Consider the following 20,518-nt stretch of genomic DNA (forward strand, 5'->3'; position numbering starts at 1 on the left):
GATAGGGAACGCTACCGCTCGCACGGCGCAGGCCTGCGCAGGCTTGCTCGCGCCGGCGCGAGCAAGCGAAGCGTTTAGGGCTCTTGGTCTCTAGCGTTTGAGCTATGAGTTACCTGCGCGGCGCCGGCCTGGGCTTGGTGGTTCACCCGCCGTCGGGCGAGCGGCTTCGGCGATAGAGGGGGTCCACCATTCCTGTCTTCCTCGACGTTGAGAGCCGCCTGGATCGCTCCGCCCTTACGGCGACCGCCCGCGAGATTCGGCAAGCGTTCGACGCCTTGGGCAAGGACATCTCCCACGGGCTGGGCGGCTCGCTCTCTCAGGCGTTCAGGGCGTTTGATGCCGGCAGTGCGCGTCAGCATGTGTTGGCGATGCAGCAGGATCTGGCGCGGCTGCGTGATGCTGAGATTGAGACTGCGCGGGTGGCGCAGCGTTCGGCTGCTGAGGTGGAAGTCGCGACGCGTCGTGCGGCTGAGATGACCGCCCGGTGGGGGGATGCGAGTAGTCAGGCGGCGCGGGGGCAGATGCTGTTGGCCGATGCCCAGGCCCGCCAGGCGCGGGATATGCGGGCGAATGTGGATGCGCTGGCGGCGAGTGAGGCGGCGCACCGGAAACTGGGCAGCGCAGCTGAAGATAGCGCAGCGGCCGCCACTGTGGCGGGGCGGGCGTGGAATGCGGTCGGTGTCGGGTCTTTGGCGGTGCTGGGGACGTCGTTGGTTTCGGCGACCGAGGCTGCGGGCAATTTTCAGGCCTCGCAGACGCGGCTGGTTGCCTCTGCGGGTGAAACGACCGCCAATCTGCGGGCGGTGCACGATGGCATCTTGCAGTTGTCCGGCCAGGTGGGCTATTCGGCGCAGGACTTGATGAACGCGATGTACGGCGTTGAGAAGGCCGGCTATCGGGGTGCTGACGGCGTGAATGTGCTCAGAGCCGCATCCCAGGGTGCGAAGTCGGAGAACTCCGAGCTGAAGGAGGTTCTCAATGGTCTGACGACGTCGATGAATGACTTTGGCTACAAATCGGATGATGCCGCCGATGTGATGTCGAAGATGGTCACGGCAACGTCGTTGGCGAAGAGCAACTTTCAGGATTTCTCGGGAGCGCTTCATTCTGCTGAGCCGCTGATCGCGAACATCGGTAAGAGCCAGGGTCTCAGCGCGACTCAGATGCATTATCTGATGGCCGACCTCTATGGGCTGGGCGCGCAGATGACGCAGACGGGTGACTCGGCGCAGCACGCGTTTGAGCTGATCGGTCACGCGACGTCGAAGATGCTCGGCCCCACGGCGTCGATGCGGGCCATGATGGGTTCGCTGGGCCTGGACGCGCAAGATGTGACGGACCATCTTGGCGAGCGCGGTGTGACAGGGACGCTGCAGCTGCTGCAGCAGGCACTGCAGGCGCACACCAAAGACGGCATGGTCGACGTCGGTGTGCACTACCAAAGCGCCCAGGCTTCCCGCGCCGAGGCTGAAGCGTTCAACGCGCTCACCGGGCCGGCGAAAGCTGTTGCCGAGCAGATCAAAAACGGATCGCTCACCTACCAGGAGTGGCGCAAGTCCAGGGGCGGCGTAAGTAAGCAGCTGACCAGCGAGCTCGGCCAGTGGGACGCGCTCTACAGCAAGCTGACCGGTTACAACGATTTAATCAAGAGCGGTATCGGCGATCACATCAGCTACGACCAGGCGCTGAAGATCCTGACCGGCGACCAGGAAACCCTGCAGGTCGCGTTGCAGGCAGCCGGTGAGAATGCCGGCGCGGTGAACGACAAGATCAAGCAGATCGATGGGTCGGTTCGTGAGGCCGATGGAACGGTCAAGGGCTACACCGAGACCACCGCCACGTTCAACGCCAAGATGGACCAGTTCAAGCATTCGATGGGCGCGGCGCGGATCGAGATGGGTGAGGCGTTCCTGCCGGTCATGACGGACGTGGCTGGGGCACTGCGGACCACGGGCCAATTCCTGGCAGAGCACAAGGGTCTCGCGGAGGGGTTGACGATCGCGGTCGGCGCCCTGGGCGTGACGTGGACCGCCACCAAACTCGCCACCCTGGCCTACAAGGATGTGCTGAAACCTCTTGGCACTGCGGCGGCCTGGGCGTTCAACAAGATCGGCGCGTCGGCAGGTACCGCGAACACGGCGATCGCGGCGGGGGGCCCGGCCGCGGCCACCGCTGCGGCCCAGGTGGACGCCGCGGCCGCGGAGGAAGTGGCCGCCGAGGGCCGAGTGCGGGACGCTGCCTTGCAGGCCGACGCCGCCATGGACGCCGGCCACGGCCCAGCCGGCGGCGCGGGTGGCGGGGGTGGTGGCCGGTTCTCTGCTGCGTGGGGGCCGCTGGGGTTGGCGTTCGCCGGCGCAGGTCTGGCCAGTGAGGCGATGGACCACATCAAGGAAAAGTTCCCGTCGCTGGGGCCGACGCTGGACACGTTGTGGCTGCATAACCCGGCGTCGGGGGTGGGGGCCTATAACTTCCTGTTCGGCGACGGCCACGCTGGCGGCGGCCCGATCCACGGCCGCGGTCCCAAAGGTGTTGATTCGGTGCCGATCTGGGCTGCGCCGGGCGAGCACATGCTGACCGCCGACGATGTGGATGCGATGGGCGGCCACGGCGCGGTTCACGCCTTCCGGAACGCTTTGCACCGCCAGTACGGCGGCCCGATCGGTGATGATGACGGCGGCCCGGTGTCGCGGCTGTATCAGGAAGCCCAAGCGCTCAACGGCGGCCCGTATGTGTGGGGCAGCACGGACTGCTCGGGCGCGGTGTCGGATTTGGTGAACGCGGCGCTGGGCACCAGCGGGCGGATGTCGACGGCGACCGCGCAGAACTGGTTGGCGGAGAAAGGTTTCCAGCCAGGCATGGGCGGCCCGGGTTCGCTGAACATCGGCTGGTACAACGGCGGACCCGGCGGCGGCCACATGGCGGCGACACTGCCGGATGGTACGCATTTCGAGTCCGGTGGCTCCCACGGCGGCATCATGCTCGGCGGCGGCGCTGCCGGCGCGGAGTCGAGCGAGTTCACCAACCACATGCATCTGCCGTTGCAGGGCTTCTATCCGGACGGCCCCGCTGGCGCCGCCGGCGGAATGGGCATGTTCGGTGGTGGCGGCTTGGGCGGCTTCGGTGGTGGCGGCTTTGGCGGTGGGATTCCGCCGGGCGCGACGGCGGGCACCGGTCCGGGCGGGATGCCCGGCTATTACACGCCGAATCCGCAGCGGGTGGCATCCGCTCAGGAGCAGCTGCGTCACATCGACGCGGAGATAGCGGCCGCCGAGAAACGCCGCAGTGAGCTCAAGAGCGACGCGAAGCAGTCGGAGAAGGACCGCCTCGATGAGGAGATCCGCCACCTCAGGGCCGAGCGCGTCCAGGAGGAGCAGCGGCTACAGCAGGCTGAGCGCGGCACATTCCACGCCGGACACGGCCGCGGCGGTATGGGCGGTATCGGGTTGCCGGTGCCGCTGGCTGACCGGTTCGGGCTCGGGAAGGGCCTTCCCGGCCTGGCGGAGTGGGCTGTCGGGTTCCTCGAGGACCTGGTGCTGGGCCCGATGGAGACCGCGGTGATGGCCGGGCTCGGCGGCAGCGCGGGCGGTTTCGGCAATGTCGGGTTGGCGCAGGCACTGGGCCCGCTGACCAACGGCCCGCTCGGCGGCGTTGATCTGGCCAGCGCAGTAGGTCCAGCCAGCGGCGGCGGGGGTGGCGGCGGAGGGGCGCCCATTTCTGGGCCATCCGGCGGGGCGCCGGCGACTCCGGGCTGGTACAACGACCCCTGGTTCAAGAGCGGCGCGGCGCCCGGCGGTTCAGCGCCCGGCGGTTCGGCCCCCGACTGGTCGCGCCAGGATCTGGTCCGCAAGTACTTTCCGGCGCCGGGCTCGCGATACAACCCCAAGACAGGCGAATGGGAGGCGCCCCCGCCGGGCGCCCCGGCTGCAGCTCCTGTAGCGCCGCGAAACCCTATCCCCGGCGTCGACTACCCAGGGCTGGCCGAACTTCCGCCCGAGATCAGGCAGTGGGCGTTGCAGCGCGGCTACATCGACGCGTACGGCAACTACACAGGTCCGCCGATCCCATCCGGACCCGTCGGGACGCCCCCAACGGCCAGCGTGCCAAGAGGCCCCTACCCGGGCGATCTGGACCAGCTTCCCAACGAGGGCAAACCAGGCCGGAATTGGCGCCAGGGCCTTCCCGTGCCGCCGCCCGGCGGCTACCTTCCCGGCGTCAACCCCGGCGCGGTGCAACACCACGCCGCCGGCGGCCCGTCTGGGTCGGACACGATTCCGTCATGGCTCTCGCCAGGGGAGTTCGTCGAGCAGCCCTCGGCGGTGCAGCGCTACGGCGCCCCGTTCATGGATGCCCTGAACCAGGGCCGGGTCGATCCGTCGTCGGTGCGTTACTTCGGTGGGGGCGGCCCGACAGATTTTGCGTTGACCCCTCCGCCGGCGCCGGCGCCGCAGCCCGGACCGAAGACGGCCAACCCGGCGCCCGGCGGCCAGCCCAAACCCCCGCAGCCCGGCCCCACCCTCACCGGCGCCCGGCGGCCAGCCCAAACCCCCGCAGCCCGGCCCCACCCTCACCGCCGCCGTGACCCCCGGCGTTCCCGGCGGCGCCAACACCCACCAAGGGCTGCAGCAGCCCGGCGCGTCAAAAGAGGTCTTCGGCCAGGAACTCCCCGCCTCCCCAGGCCTCGGCCTCGGCGGCGGCTTCCTCGGGGCAGCCGAGAGCGCAGCCTCCCAGGCCGCCGGCATGGCCGCCAGCATGGGCAGCTTCGGCGGCGCGGGCGGCGCGGCGAGCTCGGCGACGCAGATGGCTTTCCAGCTGCTCAACCGGACCGCCGCCTACGGCGCCCAGGACGCGGGGATCCTCGCCGAGGGGATCATCGAAACCCTCTCACTGTCCGACAGCCCGTTGTCGAACTTCGCCAACACCCTCCCCGGCAAGCTGCTGGCCGGCGTCGCCGGTGTGCGGCCGGCGGAAAACAACACCGCGGGCCAGACCAAAGCGCCGCTCACCTCAGACCAAGCCGGCGCCCAGGGCGGCGCAGGCGGCCAGGGCGGCGGGGGTCAGTCCTTCCACGTCTCCGGCGACGTCAACGTGCACCCACGCAACTTCGACGACATGGTCAACCAGATCGCCGACCGCGCCCAACGGATGTCCTACGCCAGCGCCGTCGCCCAACACGGCGACACCCGCGGATAACGACAAGTTGCTAATCCGCAGGTCAGATACTCCGGGTTCAAACCCGGGTATCTAGGAGACGTGTTGGGCTACTTCGGTGGGCAAACGACATTCGGCAGGAATGCCTCGCCGGCGTACACCCTCCTCCAGTCGCGGCGTAACCGCTGACGCTGTTTACGGCGCTCGCGTCGCCGGCGTTGCGCCTCGGTGCGGTCGGGATACTCGGCTGCATGGCACATCGGACAGCAGCACACCCTGATGTCCGTTGCGAAGAACTCCCTACGGCAACGCGTCCCCAGCCGGCTAAACGCCAAGGCATCCAACCGGTCCGGCAGATCACAGCAACCGTCACGATGATCGTGACGCTCAACAACCGCCAAATCACCATGAGCGAGCTTCACCCAAAACGGCTTGGTCTTATCGGTGCGGCTCAACAGCACGCCCCCTCGGGACTCCGCCCCACAAGCGAAGTCCGCCAGCGTACACGCAAGCGGGCGACCCTCAAAAGGGGCCTACCGCGTCGGAGTCGGAAACGGCACCTGTGACGGCCCGGGAGCGGTCGGGAACGTCGTAAACGGCCGCTCGGGCAGCGGCGAACTCGACCATGGCGCCAACGACGTCGGGGTGCCGGTGTCGGTGACCATCGGAACCGGAATCCGATCGGCGCGCGAGCTGACCACGATCAGCAACGCCACCACACCCAGCAGAGCGCAGACGACCAGCACGACGATTCCGGTGAGCATTGCGCCTGTCACTCCAACAGCCACCGATCCCACCGTCTTCGCCGTGCTGCCCTGACCTGGCGGCGGAAACGGCGCGGGCATCTGCCACGCCCGGCCGTCCCAGTACAACATCCCGGGCGCACCCGACGGGTTCGGATACCAACCCGGCGGACTCGGCGTCATCATGCGCTCCCGGAGGGCTTGAAATTGGTCGTCGGCACGATCCACAATCACACCCACTTCTGGACCCGGGCTTGCCTCGTTTCCCGGGCGCACGGCACGGCGGCAACTCCTGCTCGACGACGATCGGCTCGTCGGCAGGCGTTTCCACGTCGGGTTCGGCAGGTGGTGTACTTTCCACCACCTGAGCGAGGTCCTTGATTACGGTCTTGCGGCTGACTCCGGTCGCCGCACGCCAAGGGCGGCCCATCAGGTCAGCCTCTGCAACCGGCGGCGCGACCGTGGAGATAATCCGTCGAGGAAACTAGCCGGACTCTCATCGGCTGGATCGGCGGTCGCCAGCTTCGGTTGATTCACGGTGTTGCTGTAGCGGGCGATCAGCGCTTCGACGTCGGCGGCTGTCATCCGCCACACCCGGCCGACCTTGTATCCGTGGATCTCGCCGGCGTTGAGTCGACGTGTAAGCCAACGCTTGCCATCACGCCACTCAGGCGGCAGAACCATCGCCGAGACCTCATCGAGACTGTACGTCTGAACAGGACCAGGGGCTGAGGATGGCTGGGGCTCCGTCAAGTCTCCACTTTCCTGATACAAACGCCGGCGGTCGCGCCCGGATTACGCAATTCTGCTACGAACGCAAGATTCCATATCCTGTTGCGGCATAATACTTTAGCGGACCATAGCGTACTGTCCGCGCTGGCCCGAATACGCCAGAAGGTTGGGGGTTCGAATCCCTTCGGGCGCGCAACAGCTCGGCGTGGTTCAAATCGTTAAGACGGAGTTTGTTGTGGCCGCGGATATTCGGCTATAACGTCCGGCCCATGATGACGATCAGCAGTGTGGAAACGATGGGTATCGGCGGCGGTGCGGGCGGTGGCCGCTTCGGCGGTGGCGCCGGCGGTGGCCGCTTCGGCGGCGGTGCCGGCGGTGGCCGCTTCGGTGGCGGCGCCGGCGGCGGGCGCTAGCCTCTTACAACCTTTCGGCTCGGGACGGGCGCACCCAAGGCGTTGCCCGTCCCGGGTTGAAGCCTGTCTGCCCGCTAGGTGATCGGGCCCGCCGGCGCGCCCCGATCGGCATCGCCGAGCAGATCGAGTTGCATCCACGCGACGTCGTGCCAGCTGCCGAGCTTCCATTCGACCCGCCGGTACAGCCCGGCTTCGGTGAACCCGAAGGATCGATGAAAACCGTTGCTGGCGGCGTTGGGCTGGGTGATGCCGGCGACGGCCCGCCGGTAGCCGCGCTCCGCCAGCCGGCGCAGCAGTTGCGTGTACAGCTCGCGGCCGCCGCCGGTTCGGTGGTGGTCGGCGTCGACGTAGATGCCGGTCTGAGCCGACCACTGGTAGGAAGCCACCCGATAAAGGGCGTGCCCGTATGCGTAGCCGATGACCCGGTCGTCATGTTCGAGGACGAGCCATTCGTGGGTCTGGCGCGCCGCGGTGATGCGCGCGGCCATCTCGTCCACGGTCGGGACTTCGAGTTCCCAGCTGATCGCCGTGTCCAGGACGTAGGGGCGGTAGATCGCCGCGCAGGCGGGCGCGTCCTCCGGGCCGGCCGGCCGGACCCGACCGATGCTCGCGTGCATGCCGGCGGTCTCAGCCGTTGACCGGTGTCCAGTCGTCCCAGAACTCCGAGAAGTCGAGCGTCGTCTGGGGGATCGGGGCGGTGCGGATGATGTCGCGGAAGTGATCCTGCCACCCCCACCACAGGCAGATGATGAAGACATACTGATACCAGCTCAGCTGGTAACCGTCCGGAATGGCTTGCCCCTTGTTCTCCGGTGCAAACACGGCGATCGCCAACAGACCGATCGCGGCCGCCGCGGGAAGCTGGATCCTCCCGGTTTTCCAGAGTTGGATTCCCAGCGGGCGGGGCCCGTGGGGAGTCAGTTCGAATCCCGCGGGCAGCTCGTCGTCGTGGCCGTGGCTCCAGCGGTGAACGCCGTAGAGGACATCGGCGATGTCGGGACGGCCGTCCGGCAGGTCCGACTTCACCGCAATGGGAAACCGGGTCTGCTCCAAGTCGATATCCGGTGCCGCCATCACCCGGAAGATGTCCATCGAATCGCGGATCGTCCGCTTGAAGCGGGTCGCCACCCCCAGCTGCGGGTAGCGCTTTTTCGCGGTTTCATCGAGGCCGTTGCCGGCGTGCACCATGGCCGCGTCCCACTCACCGCGTTCCCAATGGTCGAGTGAGTGCCTGACGGAGTCCCCGACTTCCACCCATCGGATGCTATCCGCCCGGCTGCAGCGATGTCTGCACTATGGGCGCGGCTGGAACGGTCGCCGCGGGGGGACGGTCACGGTCTGGGTGACCGTACTGGTTTCGGTGCTCGGCGAAACCGTGACCGTGCTCGGCGGGACGGTCGTCGTGGGCGTGTCCGTGGGGGTGGCGGTAGGCGTGTCGGTGCTCGGCGGCGGCGCCGTCTCGGTGACGGTCTGCGTCGGCGCGCCCCCGCCGCCTCCGTGGTGCCGCGGTGGCTCCGCCGTCGTGCTCGGCACCGTCGTGCTGGGGATGGGCGTCGTGGTCGTGGTGGTGCTCGGGGCCTTCGGCGCGGGCGGGCCGGCCACGAGCTTGACCACCGCGTACGCCGCGAGACCGAGCACGATCACCGCGAGGGCGCCGGCCGCGACCAGGGCCGCCGGACGGCGGTACCAGGGCGTCGGCGGCTCGGGCGGCGGCGGCCCGGGCTCGTCGTAGTAGCCACCGTATCCAGCAGCCTGCGTCGGCTCGGAGTAGAAGTCGGGGTTCTCGGGGTAGGACGGCACGGGGGGAGATGTTAGTGCGTCAGGGTTGCGTGTCGATAAGTGTCAGCGCCCGCTCGAACAGGTGCACCGTGGCGGCGTGGAGCTGGTCGCCGACCTCCTTCTCGGCCTTGCCCGCGCAGGCCCGCGCCAGCGTGCCCTCGATCACGATGCCGAGCTTGAAGCAGGCCAGCACCGTGTACCAGGCGATGTTCGACAGGTCACGGGTGGTGTTGGCCGCGTACCGCCGGAACACGTCGTCGGTGCTGGCCAGCCCGTCCTGGCCGCCGAGGGCGTGGCTGAACACGCTGGACCCGTCGGGCTGGCGCCAGGTGGCCAGCAGCCAGCCCAGGTCCAGCAGGGGGTCACCGATCGTGCACATTTCCCAGTCGACGATCGCGACGACCTCCGGCCCGGTGCGGGAGAACATGACGTTGGCGGCGTGGTAGTCACCGTGCATGATCCCCGGCGTCCACGTCGTTGGCCGGCGCCGCTCCAGCCAGGACGACACCTCCTCGATCCCAGGGATCTGCGGCCCGGGGTAGCCGTCGTACTCGCGGTAGGAGTCCAGCTCCGAAAGCCAGCGCGGCACCTGGCGCTCCAAAAAGCCCTCCGGCTTGCCGAAATCCGCGAGCCCCACCGCGACGTGGTCGACGGCACCCAGCTTCGCCAGCGCGTCGGCCATCGACAGCCCCATCCCGAACCGCACGTCCGGGTCGCCCGCGTGCAACGGCGGCAACCCCTCGCCGGCGTTGAACCCGTCGACGGGTTCCATCAGGTAGAAGACGGCGTCGCCGAGCACGGCGGGGTCGTCACAGGTGGCGATCAGGTGCGGATGCGGTACGTCGGAGCCGGCCAACGCCGCAAGGACCCTGGTTTCCCGCAGGATCACGCTGTTGCTGCGCGGCCGCAGGTGCCGGGGCCCGCGCCGCAGCACGTAGGGCCGGCCGGCCCGGGTGAAGCGCAGCATGACGTTCTGCGTTCCGCCGGTGACGGTGGCGACATCCTCGAGCGGTCCCTCGCCGAGCCCCTGGGCGGACATCCATCCCGCTACGGCCTCCAGGTCGACGGTCATGGGAAGAAGCCTAGGTCACGGGGGACGAGCGGCGGGTCGCGCGGGAGGCTGGAACAATAGTGTGCGGAACTAACGGACTTTGGGCCTGAAGGGGTTGGCGATGCCGCGTACCGACAACGATTCCTGGGACATCACTCAAAGCGTGGGGGCCACCGCGCTGGGTGTCGCCGCGGCGCGGGCCGCCGAGACCGAGAGCGCGAACCCGCTCATCAGCGACCCGTTCGCGCGCGTGTTCGTGGATGCGGCGGGCGAGGGGATGTGGAGCATCTACGCGGACCCCAAGCTGCTGGCCAAGGCGGTCGAGCTGGAGCCGGACGTGCGGGCGCGGATCCAACTGATGATCGACTTCATGGCAACGCGCACAGCATTTTTCGACGAATTCTTCCTCGGTGCGGCCGACGCCGGTGTCCGGCAGGTGGTGATCCTGGCCGCAGGCCTGGACGCACGCACCTGGCGGCTGCCGTGGCCGGACGGCACGGTGGTGTACGAGCTGGACCAGCCCAAGGTGCTGGAATTCAAATCCAACACGCTGCGCGAGCACGGCGCGGACCCGAAGGCGCGGCTGGTGAACGTGCCCATCGATCTGCGCCAGGATTGGCCGAAAGCGCTGCGGGACGCGGGTTTTGACTCCTCACGCCCGGCGGTCTGGTCGGCGGAGGGGCTGGTCCGCTACCTCCCGGCCCAAGCCCAGGACCTCCTGTTCGAACGCGTCCACTCGCTGAGCGTCCCGGGCAGTTGGCTGGCGTCAAACGTGCCCGGCGCCGGCTTCACCGACCCCGACCTCGTCCGGCGCCAGCGCGAGGACATGCAGCGGATGCGGGCCGCGGCCGCCAGGCTGGTCGACACCGAGATCACCGACTTCGACGACCTCTGGTACCCCGAGGAACGCACACCCGTCGACGGTTGGCTGCGCGAGCACGGCTGGGACGTGTCGACGGCGACCTTCGCCGAGCTGATGGCTCGGTATGGCCGCAGCATTCCGGAGGGCACCGGGCACGTGATGCCGCCGACGCTGTACGTGTCGGCGCAGCGGCGAGCGTGAATTGCCTAGCGGCGCAAGCTAGCCCGCCGCGCTCGCCCGCATCCCCTCCACGTCCTGCTTGATCGCCGCGATCGCGTCGACGGGCGTGAGGTCCTGGCCTTCGCTGTTCTGGCCGAGCTGCGGCCAGCCCGCGCCGTCCGGCCCGCGCAGCTGGTCCCAGATGTCGCGGACCTTGCTCAACAGCTCGGCTTGTTCGGCGTCGGTGAGTGCCATCAACCATCCTCCGTTCGCGCTGATGCCGCACGCGGCGGCAAACTCTTGCGGTGTCAGCCCGTCGGCCGAGTTCATGTCGCAGTTTCCGAAGGGCGGACACCCCTGCGGCAGGTTCGGGCTGAAGCCGGTGCCGTCGGTGTACTGGTGGGCGACTTGGCCCGGAAGGTCCGGGTTGGTTCCGTAACCGGCCGCGATGACCCGTAGGCCATCGGGCCGCGTCCGCCACATGTTGAAGAAGTCATAGGCGTTGGCATAACCGATGATTCGCGCGGGATCACCGGCGTAGTCGGCCAGGTTCCAGTACAAACCGTTGATCCAGCTCGAACCGTCGCCGGGCGGGTTCCCGCCCGATTCGACGTCGAGCATCAGGGCGACCCGCGGATGCAGGCCGCCGCCGGCATCGACCATCGAGCGCACCGTGTTGGCGTTGTCCAACCAATTCGGGCGGACGTAGGTGTAGACGATTCCGAACGTCAGGCGTCCGCTGTCCAGGGCTGCCCGCATCCACGCATAGTTGGCCGCGAAATTGTGATCTCTATAGGTGCCATCACAGGCGCGGACCGAGAGCACCCGGTACGGATACGAATCATTCACGGGGACTTGAAATTCGGAGACGTCAGCGAACAGGGTGTCAGTCACCGCACATCAATCCCCCTTCACCGCAACGCCACTCGCCATGCTACAGATCCGGGCGGTAGTGTCGCGGCCATGGGTGATCGGCCCGCCCGGGTGGGCGACGTGCATCGGATCGCCGCGTCGATGCCCCACGTCAGGCGGTTGGAGGGCCCGAAGGGCAATCCGATCTATCAGGTGGGCGGAAAGTCATTCGTCTTCTTTCGCACGCCCCAGCCCGACGCGGCCGATCCGGACACGGGCGAGCGCTACGGGGACGTGATCATGCTCTGGGTGGAGTCGGAAAGCGACAAGCTCGCGCTCACCCAGGATCCCGCGTCACCGTTCTTCACCACGGGCCATTTCGACGGGCACCCCTCGGTGCTGGTGCGGGCCAGCCGACTGTCCGAGATTACGACGACAGAACTGGCCGAGCTGATTCAGGACGCGTGGCTGTCGCGCGCCTCGAAGCGGCGGGCCGCGGCCTGGCTGGCCGAGCATTCCTAGCGTCTCGCTTTAGCGGTTGACGCGGGAGGAATGGGAATCGGCAAGGTTTAGACATAAGTCGAACGGGTAACGCTAGGCGCACGGGAATTTCTCGAACACAATGGAGGTCACCATGCGTGGACGCGGAGTGATCGGCGCGATTGTCCTGGTGTGGCTGCTCATCGGAGTCTTCGCGGCGTTCCAGCGCGACTACTTCAAGGGTGATTCAACAAACTGTGTCACTGCGGGAAATATCGCGTTGACAGTAATTGCCGGGCCGTTGAACTACGCGGGTGTCAATCCGAAAGTCAAGGATTGCAAAGTCCCGCAGCCCAGCTCGATGTCCAGCAGCCTACTACCCCTCATGTAAAGGAAATTTGTCATGATCATCCTCGGCATCGTCTTGCTTGTTCTGGGATTCATCTTCGGCATCCATTTGTTATGGGTGCTGGGCGTGGTCTTGCTCGTCATCGGCGCGGTCCTGTGGATATTGGGATCCGTCGGCCGGCCGGTCGCCGGCAGGCGGTATTGGTATTAGCCAGCGCCCGGATACCGGATCGCGTGACCGCCCGGCGGTCACGCGATCTTTTCACAGGACACCCATAGGAATGGCATAGCGTCGACTCAGTCCGCTGCGGATACTGGACCCTGTGACACAGTCGCGAGCGTCGGTAGAGCGGGTTGTCATGTGCCGTGCCGACGGCAACCCGATCAATGTCCTCGTCGTCGACGACGAAGCGGTCCTGGCCGAAATGGTGTCCATGGCACTGCGGTACGAGGGCTGGAACATCTCCACCGCCGGCGACGGGTCGTCGGCCATCGCCTCCGCCAGGGCGCAACGGCCCGATGTGGTCGTCCTCGACGTCATGCTCCCCGACATGAGCGGGCTCGACGTGCTGCACAAGCTCCGCGAGGAGAACCCGCAGCTGCCGGTGCTGCTGCTGACGGCCAAGGATGCGGTGGAAGACCGCATCGCCGGGCTGACCGCGGGCGGAGACGACTATGTGACCAAACCGTTCAGCATCGAAGAGGTAGTGCTGCGATTGCGCGCCCTGCTCCGGCGTACCGGGGTCACGACGGTGGACAGCGGGGCGCAGCTGGTGGTCGGCGACCTGGTGTTGGACGAGGACAGTCACGAGGTGACCCGCGCCGGCGAGCCAATCTCGTTGACCTCTACCGAGTTCGAGCTGTTGCGCTTCATGATGCGCAACTCCAAGCGGGTGCTGAGCAAGGCCCAGATCCTGGACCGGGTGTGGAGCTATGACTTCGGCGGCCGATCCAACATCGTCGAGCTCTACATTTCCTACCTGCGCAAGAAGATCGACAACGGTCGCGAACCCATGATCCATACGCTGCGTGGCGCGGGCTATGTCCTCAAGCCAGCCCGCTAGGACACGGCGGGTCTGGTCGCTTCGGCTCCGGCTGTTGGTCGGGCAGATCGTCGTTCTGGCCGTCGTCTGCGTCGGCATCACCGCGGCCACCGAACTGGCGTTGCTGCACCATCTGGTGGCGCAGCTGGACGGGCAACTCGCCGGGGCTTCCTATCGGTCGGCACTGATGTACCCCGAGCCAAAACGTCCCGGCTGGCGCCATGAATCGCACTTCTACTATCCGCGGCCGGGTCCCGGTCCGCGGTTCCTCGATGCCCCGGGCCAGCCCGCCGGCATGGTCGCCGCGGTGATCAGCAACGGCAAGACCGTCGACGCGGGATACCTGACCAGCGCCGGGTCGCGGGCCGCGCTGACCCCCGCCGCGCAGGCACAACTCGAACACATCGCCGACAGCCGCAAGGCGATGACGCTCGACCTCGACGGGCTCGGGCGCTACCGCGTCGTCGCCGCCCCGAGCCGCAGCGGCGGCGACATCATCGTCACCGGCCTGTCCATGTCCAACGTAGACGCCACCATGATCCGGATGCTGGTCATCCTCGGAATCGTGACGGTGATCGCGCTGGTCGCCGCGACCACGGCGGGCGTCGTCATCATCAGGCGGGCGCTGGCGCCGCTGCGCCGCGTCGCGCAAACCGCGAGCAAGGTGGCGGACCTGCCGTTGGACCGCGGCGAGGTCGAGCTGCCGGTGCGGGTGGCCGAGTCCGACGCGAACCCGGCCACCGAGGTGGGTCAGCTCGGGTTCGCGCTGAACCGGATGCTCGACCACATCGCCGCCGCGCTGTCGGCGCGGCAGGCCAGCGAGACGCGGGTTCGGCAGTTCGTCGCGGACGCCAGTCACGAATTGCGCACGCCGCTCGCCGCGATCCGCGGCTACACCGAGCTCACCCAGCGCATGGGTGATGACCGCGAGGCGGTGGCGCACGCGATGAGCCGGGTGGCATCCGAGACGGAGCGGATCACGCGCCTCGTCGAGGACCTGCTGCTGCTCGCCCGCCTGGACTCCGGCCGGCCGCTGGAACGCGAACCGGTGGACCTGACGCGCTTGGCGGTCGACGCGGTCAGCGACGCGCACGTCGCCGGGCCGGATCATCAGTGGGAGCTCGACCTGCCCGAGGAACCCGTCGTCGTCACAGGCGATGCGGCGCGGCTGCACCAGGTCTTGACGAACTTGCTCGCCAACGCCCGCGTCCACACCGCCGCCGGCACCGTCGTGACGACGAGGCTGACCACCGAGTCGGCGCACACCCTGCTGCAGGTCATCGACAACGGCCCCGGCATCCCGGCGGCGCTTCAATCCGAGGTCTTCGAGCGATTCGCGCGCGGCGATTCCTCGCGCTCCCGAAAGGGGGGCAGCACCGGGCTGGGCCTGGCGATCGTCTCGGCCGTCGTCAAGGCGCACAACGGGACGATCACGGTCAACAGCGCACCGGGCCACACCGAGTTCACGGTGCGGTTGCCACTCAACGGGTGGCAACCGCCCGCAGAGTCACCGAGTTAAGAGCAAGTCGCGTCGATTTCGAACGGCTTGTTCACCGGTTGCATCGGGTTGGCCATGTCCACGCCCGTGGCGGTGCCGGTGATCTTGTAGGTGTTGCCGTCCTTGGTCGCCGAGGCGTTGCCCTGACCGCCCTGCGCGTACTGCAGGGTCACACCGTTGACGTTGCCGAGCTGGACTGCCTTGACACCGGGCGGGTTGGCATCGGTAAGCACCACGCTGATCCCGGTGTTGCTGCCGCCGACCGCGATGTTCACGTTGCCGGCGGCCTTGGTGCACACGGTGCTGCCCTGGACGTTCTGGTCCTTGCCGTCGATGATGACCTTCGTCGTGCCGCCGGTGCTCGCCGTGACGCCGCCGCCACTGACCGTAGTTCCCTTGTTGCTCGAACAACCCGCAATACCTGCTGCCAGAATTGCGGCTCCGGCCGCCGCGATTGTCAGTCCACGCTTCACCTGTTCTCCTTCGCCCGATCGTTGCGGTCCTCGCCATCGAGAGCCGTCAAGGCAGTATGCGGGTTTGCCCCGCCGCATAGAAGAGGTTCAAGGAAAATTCTTTTGACCGGCCAGCTGTCTTTTTTGCGTTCGTTCCCGGGACGGCGCGTTAGTGGCAATGTATTGCCGGTGGAACATAAGCCCCCGACCGCCATTATCGAGTCGGCCCATGGTGGACACGCCTTGCCGGTCGATGACACAAGGGACTTCGACGACGCCGATCGCGGCTTCATCGCGGCCCTGTCGCCCTGCGTCATCAAGGCGGCCGACGGCCGCGTGGTGTGGGACAACGACGCCTACTCTTTCCTCGGCGGGGCCGCGCCGACGTCCGTGCACCCCAGCCTCTGGCGTCAGTCGACCCTGGCCGCCAAGCAAGGTCTCTACGAGGTGGTGCCGGGCATCTATCAGGTCCGCGGCTTCGACATCTCGAACGTCACCTTCGTCGAGGGCGACACCGGTGTCATCGTCATCGATCCGCTGATCTCCACGGAGGTGGCCGCGGCGGCGCTGGCGCTGTATCGCACCCACCGCGGTGGCGACCGCCCCGTCGTCGCGGTCATCTACACCCACAGCCACGTCGACCATTTCGGCGGCGTTCTCGGCGTCACCGCGCAGGCCGACGTGGACAGCGGAGCGGTCGCGGTGCTGGCCCCCGACGGCTTCGTCGAGCATGCCGTGCAAGAGAACGTCTATGCGGGCCCGGCGATGACGCGCAGGGCGACCTACATGTACGGCACCCTGCTGGCGCGCGGGCCGATGGGTCAGGTGGGCTGCGGGCTCGGCCAGGCCCCGTCCACCGGCGAGGTGGCCGTCATCGTGCCGACCATCGACATCCGGGAGACCGGCGAGAAGCACACCATCGACGGCGTGGACATCGAATTCCAGATGGCACCCGGCACCGAGGCGCCCGCCGAAATGCATTTCTACTTCCCGCGTTTCCGCGCATTGTGCATGGCCGAGAACGCCACCCACAACCTGCACAACCTGCTGACGCTGCGCGGCGCGCTGGTGCGCGATCCGCACGCCTGGTCCGGCTACCTTACCGAGGCGATCGACACCTTTGCCGACCGCGCCGACGTGGTGTTCGCCTCCCACCACTGGCCGACCTGGGGACGCGACCGCATCGTCGAATTCCTTTCGCTGCAACGGGATATGTACGCCTATCTGCACGACCAGACTCTGCGGCTGCTCAACAAGGGCTACACCGGCGTCGAGATCGCCGAGATGTTCCGGATGCCGCCCGCGCTGGAGCGGGCCTGGCACACCCACGGGTACTACGGGTCGGTCAGCCACAACGTCAAGGCCGTCTACCAGCGCTACATGGGCTGGTTCGACGGCAATCCGGGGCGGCTGTGGCCCCATCCACCCGAGGCCCTCGCCCCGCGATACGTCGATGCGATGGGCGGCATCGACCGGGTCGTGGACCTCGCCCGCTCGGCCTTCGGCGCCGGTGACTTCCGTTGGGCGGCAACGCTGCTCGATCACGCGATCTTCACCGACAGCGATCACGCCGCGGCCCGTGCGTTGTACGCCGACACGCTGGAGCAGCTGGCCTACGGTGCCGAGAACGCCACGTGGCGCAACTTCTTCATGAGTGGCGCAACCGAACTACGGGAGGGCAATTTCGGCACCGCCGTGACCGCGGCGTCGGCCTCGATGCTCAACCAGCTGACACCCGAGCAGATCTTCGACAGCTTCGCCCTGCGGGTCGACGGGCCGCGCAGCTGGGACCTCGACATCGCGCTGGACATCTCGTTCGCCGACCTGGCCGCCAACTATCGACTCACCCTGCGTAACGGGGTGCTGGTCTATCGAAAGGCGGCCGCCGACGCGGCGACAGCTGCCGTTACGGTCAAGCTGGACAAGAAGTTTCGATTGCTGACGGCGGCTATGGGTGACTTCGCCTCGCCCGGGCTCGAAATTTCCGGCGACCAGTCGGCGCTGCAGGCGTTTTTGGGTGTGCTCGACGAGCCGGACCAGAACTTCAACATCGTCACGCCGTAGCGCCTGCGCGGGGAACTACCGCGCCACGTCGATGACGACCTTGCCCAGCACCTTGCGCTCGGAAACATGCCGCAGCGCGGCCGCGGTTTCGGATAGCGGGAACCGTGCGGCGATGTAGGGCCGGACGGTGCCGGCGGCGAACATCCGCGACAGCTCGGCCATGTCGCGCGCTGCGTCGTCCGGCCGGTCGCCCATGAAGGTGCGAATCTCCATGCCGCGGATAATGATTCCCTTGAGCAAGACAAGGTTCAGCGGTATGGACGGGATGCTGCCCGAGGCGTAGCCGAGGGTGACGAACGTGCCGCCACGGGCCAGACCCCGCAGCGCGGGCTCCGCGTAGGACCCGCCCACGGGGTCGAGGACCACGCGGGCGGCGTCGCCGGTGAGCTCGCGGATCCGTGTTTTCAGGTCTTCGCTGTCGTAGTCGACGGTTGCCTCCGCCCCACGCCGCCGGCACAGCTCGAGCTTCTCCGGGGTGGACGCCGCCGCCAGCACCCGGGCCTTCATCGCCACCGCCAGATCGACGGCGGCCAGCCCCACGCCACCGGCGGCGCCCAGGACTACCACCCAATCGCCTTGCGCCACTTCGGCGATCGATCGCAGCGCGTGATAGGCGGTTCGATACGTGACGCCGAACGCCGCGGCGGAGGCGAAGTCGGCGCCGTCCGGAATGGGCGCCACCGAGCCCGCATCGAGCAGCGCCTGCTCCGCGAACGCCCCGGTCGGCGTGGTCGCGAACACCCGTTGGCCGCGCCGGTACGGCGTGCCGTCACCGACGGCCACCACTTCCCCGGCCAGCTCGCTGCCCGGGATGAACGGCACCGGGATCTTGACCTGATACTTCCCGGCTATCAGCAGCACGTCGGGAAAGTTGACGGCCGCGGCGTGCACGCGAACCACGAGCTGGCCGGGGCCGGGTACGGGGTCGGGAACGTCGTCGACGACCAGGTCCTCCGGCGTGCCGTAGGCGCGGCAGACGGCGGCGCGCATCATCCGACCCCCAGGCCGCGCAGGCAGAACCCCACCAGGTGTGCGATGTCGTCCGGCTCGGGCCGGTCGGTGGAACCGACATATCGCCGCATGGCCGCGGCGGTGCAGCAGAACACCGCTTCGACGTCGCGGTCGACATCGGTGCTACCCAGCGCCGCAACGGGTTCGGAAAGAAGCTCCCGCAGCGGTCGCAACATCTCCTGGTCGGCCATCCGCCGATTGGCGCCGGCCGACATCTGCCCGGCCGCCGCGCGGCTCATGCTGATCAGGTGGGGGTCGGCGACCTGCGCCAGCGTGCCCTCGATCCAGCGCGCCACCTTGTCCTGCGGCCGGGTCTCCTTGGCCATCTGGTGCTGCAGGTAGGACACGACGATGGCCACACCGCGTTCCATCACCGCGAGGATGAGGTCGTCCTTGCCGGCGAAATACCGGTAGAACGCCTTGTTCGACGAGCCGGCCTCCGCGACGATGTCGCTGACCCGGGGCGCCTCGGGCGCGACCCGTTCCATGACGCGCACCGCGGCCGCCAGGATGCGCTCGACCTCCTCGGTTGCCTCCCGCTGGCGCTCGTCGAGGGCCCGCTCGACCGCCGCGACCACCCGGCTATTGGGCTTGCTAGTTGTCAATGAGCTCACCGTATTTGGCGCGGGCCGCCTCGCGCCGGACGTCCAGCATCTCACTGGGCCAGTCCCCGCCCTCGGCCTCGTAGCCCTTGAGCAGCATCCGCGCCAGGTTGACCTTGTGCGCCTCCGTCGGCCCGTCGGCCAGCCCGAGCGCGATGCCGCCGAGCAGCACGTTGACCAACGGCAGTTGATCCGTGAGCCCCAGCGCGCCGTGGACCTGAATCGCCCGCAGCGCAATCGACTTCAGCACCTGCGACGCCAGGATCTTGCAGGCGGCGATCTCGGCGCGGGCGGCGCGCTCGTCGCCGTTGTCAATGAGCCAGGCGGCGTGCAGCACGGTCAGCCGGAACGGCAACAGCTCGGTGTAAGAGTCGGCGACGAACTCCTGCACCAACTGCTTGTCGGCCAGCGAGCTACCCTGGGTGAAGCGGCTTTTCGCGCGCCGGGACATCATCTCGACGGCGCGTTGCGCCATGCCGATCGAGCGCATCGCGTGATGCAGCCGCCCGCCGGCGAGGCGGGTCTGCAAGATCAGGAAGCCCTGGCCCGGTTCGCCGAGCAATGCGTCGGACGGCACCCGCACCGCGTCGTAGCGAACCAGGGAATGCCCGGGCTCGTGTGGGTCGGCGCCGACGAGGTGGTGGGTGGCCGCCACGTTCAGACCGGGGGTTCCGGCCGGGACGAGGAACGTGGAGGCGCCCTGATGTACGGGGACGTCCGGATCGGTGATCGCCACCACGATGAAGAACGAGGCGACGGAGGCGTTGGACGAGAAGTACTTTCGGCCCGTGATGACCCAGTCGTCACCGTCCCGTTCGGCCCGGGTGGTGAAGACCCGGGGATCCGACCCGCCCTGCGGCTCGGTCATCGAGAAACACGAAAAGATCTCCCCGGACAGCAGCCCCGCCAGGTAGCGGTCCTTCTGCTCTTGGGTTCCGAAGCGCGCGATGATCTCCGCGTTGCCCGTGTCGGGCGCCTGCGTGCCGAACACGATCGGCGCCCACGGGCTGCGGCCCAGGATCTCGTTGATCAACGTCAGCTTGACCGCCCCGAAGCCCTGCCCGCCCAGCTCGGGGCCCAAATGCGGGGCCCACAAGCCGTTGTCGCGTACCTGCTGCTTCAGCGGATCGACGATCCGGCGCCGCTCGTCGTTGAGCGGCAGGAACTCAGCGCCCGGAAACAGCACCTCGAGGGGTTCCACCTCCTCGCGCACGAATTCGCGGACCCAGTCCAGCTTCTTCTCGAACTCCGGTTCGGTGGAAAAGTCCCACGGCATTGCGA

Annotated in this window: 20 protein-coding genes; 9 read left to right on the plus strand and 11 right to left on the minus strand. The window is 67.8% G+C overall.

Annotated elements, in window-relative coordinates; all coding sequences use genetic code 11:
• Nucleotides 1–275: 275 nt before the first annotated feature.
• Entirely contained in the window at nt 276–5,204 is a 4,929-nt protein-coding gene (locus MTAB308_RS17355; protein ID WP_077100734.1) for a phage tail tape measure protein, read from the plus strand.
• A 477-nt stretch (nt 5,205–5,681) separates the two neighbouring features.
• On the opposite strand, the gene MTAB308_RS17360 is transcribed toward MTAB308_RS17355, so the two are convergent.
• Both MTAB308_RS17360 and MTAB308_RS17370 read right to left on the minus strand, forming a co-directional pair.
• Nucleotides 5,682–6,074 (minus strand): DUF2510 domain-containing protein, encoded by a 393-nt coding sequence (locus tag MTAB308_RS17360; protein ID WP_245831438.1) that lies wholly within the window; start codon nt 6,072–6,074, stop codon nt 5,682–5,684.
• 246 nt (nt 6,075–6,320) lie between these two features.
• Nucleotides 6,321–6,575, minus strand: a complete 255-nt coding sequence (locus tag MTAB308_RS17370) for a MerR family transcriptional regulator (protein WP_077100739.1) — start codon at nt 6,573–6,575, stop codon at nt 6,321–6,323.
• Nucleotides 6,576–6,892: 317 nt separating this feature from the next.
• Here MTAB308_RS17370 and MTAB308_RS28935 point away from each other — a divergent pair, with 317 nt between their 5' ends.
• Entirely contained in the window at nt 6,893–7,036 is a 144-nt protein-coding gene (locus MTAB308_RS28935) for a hypothetical protein (protein ID WP_157900964.1), read from the plus strand.
• Nucleotides 7,037–7,110: 74 nt separating this feature from the next.
• Here the strand turns inward: MTAB308_RS28935 and MTAB308_RS17375 are convergent, their stop codons facing one another.
• From MTAB308_RS17375 to MTAB308_RS17390, 4 genes are read right to left on the minus strand one after another with little or no spacing between them, the layout of a single operon-like run.
• Complete coding sequence (locus MTAB308_RS17375; protein ID WP_077100741.1) at nt 7,111–7,653, minus strand: GNAT family N-acetyltransferase; 543 nt, start codon at nt 7,651–7,653, stop codon at nt 7,111–7,113.
• A gap of 10 nt (nt 7,654–7,663) precedes the next feature.
• Entirely contained in the window at nt 7,664–8,290 is a 627-nt protein-coding gene (locus MTAB308_RS17380) for a hypothetical protein (RefSeq protein WP_077100743.1), read from the minus strand.
• A gap of 39 nt (nt 8,291–8,329) precedes the next feature.
• Nucleotides 8,330–8,836: a hypothetical protein gene (locus MTAB308_RS29875; RefSeq protein WP_077100745.1), complete on the minus strand. Its 507-nt coding sequence runs from the start codon at nt 8,834–8,836 to the stop codon at nt 8,330–8,332.
• A 19-nt stretch (nt 8,837–8,855) separates the two neighbouring features.
• Nucleotides 8,856–9,887 (minus strand): phosphotransferase family protein, encoded by a 1,032-nt coding sequence (locus MTAB308_RS17390; RefSeq protein ID WP_077100747.1) that lies wholly within the window; start codon nt 9,885–9,887, stop codon nt 8,856–8,858.
• 100 nt (nt 9,888–9,987) lie between these two features.
• On the opposite strand from MTAB308_RS17390, the gene MTAB308_RS17395 reads away from it, so the two are divergent.
• Entirely contained in the window at nt 9,988–10,929 is a 942-nt protein-coding gene (locus tag MTAB308_RS17395; protein WP_077100749.1) for a class I SAM-dependent methyltransferase, read from the plus strand.
• A gap of 18 nt (nt 10,930–10,947) precedes the next feature.
• On the opposite strand, the gene MTAB308_RS17400 is transcribed toward MTAB308_RS17395, so the two are convergent.
• Nucleotides 10,948–11,781: a hypothetical protein gene (locus MTAB308_RS17400; protein WP_077100751.1), complete on the minus strand. Its 834-nt coding sequence runs from the start codon at nt 11,779–11,781 to the stop codon at nt 10,948–10,950.
• Nucleotides 11,782–11,850: 69 nt separating this feature from the next.
• Between MTAB308_RS17400 and MTAB308_RS17405 the strand changes: the two genes are divergently transcribed.
• The 5 genes from MTAB308_RS17405 to MTAB308_RS17420 all read left to right on the plus strand — a co-directional run bounded on the left by MTAB308_RS17405 (nt 11,851) and on the right by MTAB308_RS17420 (nt 15,129).
• Nucleotides 11,851–12,261, plus strand: a complete 411-nt coding sequence (locus MTAB308_RS17405; RefSeq protein WP_077100753.1) for an MmcQ/YjbR family DNA-binding protein — start codon at nt 11,851–11,853, stop codon at nt 12,259–12,261.
• Between the two features lie 100 nt (nt 12,262–12,361).
• Nucleotides 12,362–12,610 (plus strand): hypothetical protein, encoded by a 249-nt coding sequence (locus tag MTAB308_RS17410; protein WP_077100755.1) that lies wholly within the window; start codon nt 12,362–12,364, stop codon nt 12,608–12,610.
• A 12-nt stretch (nt 12,611–12,622) separates the two neighbouring features.
• Nucleotides 12,623–12,778: a DUF6131 family protein gene (locus MTAB308_RS29350; protein WP_173842201.1), complete on the plus strand. Its 156-nt coding sequence runs from the start codon at nt 12,623–12,625 to the stop codon at nt 12,776–12,778.
• Nucleotides 12,779–12,926: 148 nt separating this feature from the next.
• Entirely contained in the window at nt 12,927–13,631 is a 705-nt protein-coding gene (gene tcrX / locus MTAB308_RS17415; protein WP_077100757.1) for a two-component system response regulator TcrX, read from the plus strand.
• Nucleotides 13,609–15,129: a sensor histidine kinase gene (locus MTAB308_RS17420; protein WP_077104464.1), complete on the plus strand. Its 1,521-nt coding sequence runs from the start codon at nt 13,609–13,611 to the stop codon at nt 15,127–15,129. Before tcrX ends, MTAB308_RS17420 begins: the two co-directional genes overlap by 23 nt.
• Here the strand turns inward: MTAB308_RS17420 and MTAB308_RS17425 are convergent.
• Nucleotides 15,126–15,581 carry a lipoprotein LpqH gene (locus MTAB308_RS17425; protein WP_077100759.1) on the minus strand — a complete coding sequence of 152 codons (456 nt, stop codon included), beginning with the start codon at nt 15,579–15,581 and terminating at the stop codon, nt 15,126–15,128. The genes MTAB308_RS17420 and MTAB308_RS17425 overlap by 4 nt on opposite strands.
• Nucleotides 15,582–15,743: 162 nt before the next feature.
• On the opposite strand from MTAB308_RS17425, the gene MTAB308_RS17430 reads away from it, so the two are divergent.
• Nucleotides 15,744–17,624: an alkyl/aryl-sulfatase gene (locus MTAB308_RS17430; RefSeq protein ID WP_173842202.1), complete on the plus strand. Its 1,881-nt coding sequence runs from the start codon at nt 15,744–15,746 to the stop codon at nt 17,622–17,624.
• Nucleotides 17,625–17,639: 15 nt separating this feature from the next.
• Here MTAB308_RS17430 and MTAB308_RS17435 read toward each other — a convergent pair whose 3' ends face one another.
• The 3 genes from MTAB308_RS17435 to MTAB308_RS17445 are packed head-to-tail and all read right to left on the minus strand — an operon-like array spanning nt 17,640 to nt 20,513.
• Nucleotides 17,640–18,614 (minus strand): NADPH:quinone oxidoreductase family protein, encoded by a 975-nt coding sequence (locus tag MTAB308_RS17435; protein WP_077100763.1) that lies wholly within the window; start codon nt 18,612–18,614, stop codon nt 17,640–17,642.
• Nucleotides 18,614–19,240 (minus strand): TetR/AcrR family transcriptional regulator, encoded by a 627-nt coding sequence (locus MTAB308_RS17440; RefSeq protein ID WP_425436280.1) that lies wholly within the window; start codon nt 19,238–19,240, stop codon nt 18,614–18,616. Before MTAB308_RS17440 ends, MTAB308_RS17435 begins: the two co-directional genes overlap by 1 nt.
• Nucleotides 19,230–20,513, minus strand: coding sequence for an acyl-CoA dehydrogenase family protein (locus MTAB308_RS17445; protein WP_077100766.1), 1,284 nt, complete (start codon nt 20,511–20,513; stop codon nt 19,230–19,232). Before MTAB308_RS17445 ends, MTAB308_RS17440 begins: the two co-directional genes overlap by 11 nt.
• Nucleotides 20,514–20,518: the final 5 nt, after the last annotated feature.

Source organism: Mycobacterium terramassiliense (assembly GCF_900157385.1).
Lineage (GTDB): Bacteria > Actinomycetota > Actinomycetes > Mycobacteriales > Mycobacteriaceae > Mycobacterium > Mycobacterium terramassiliense.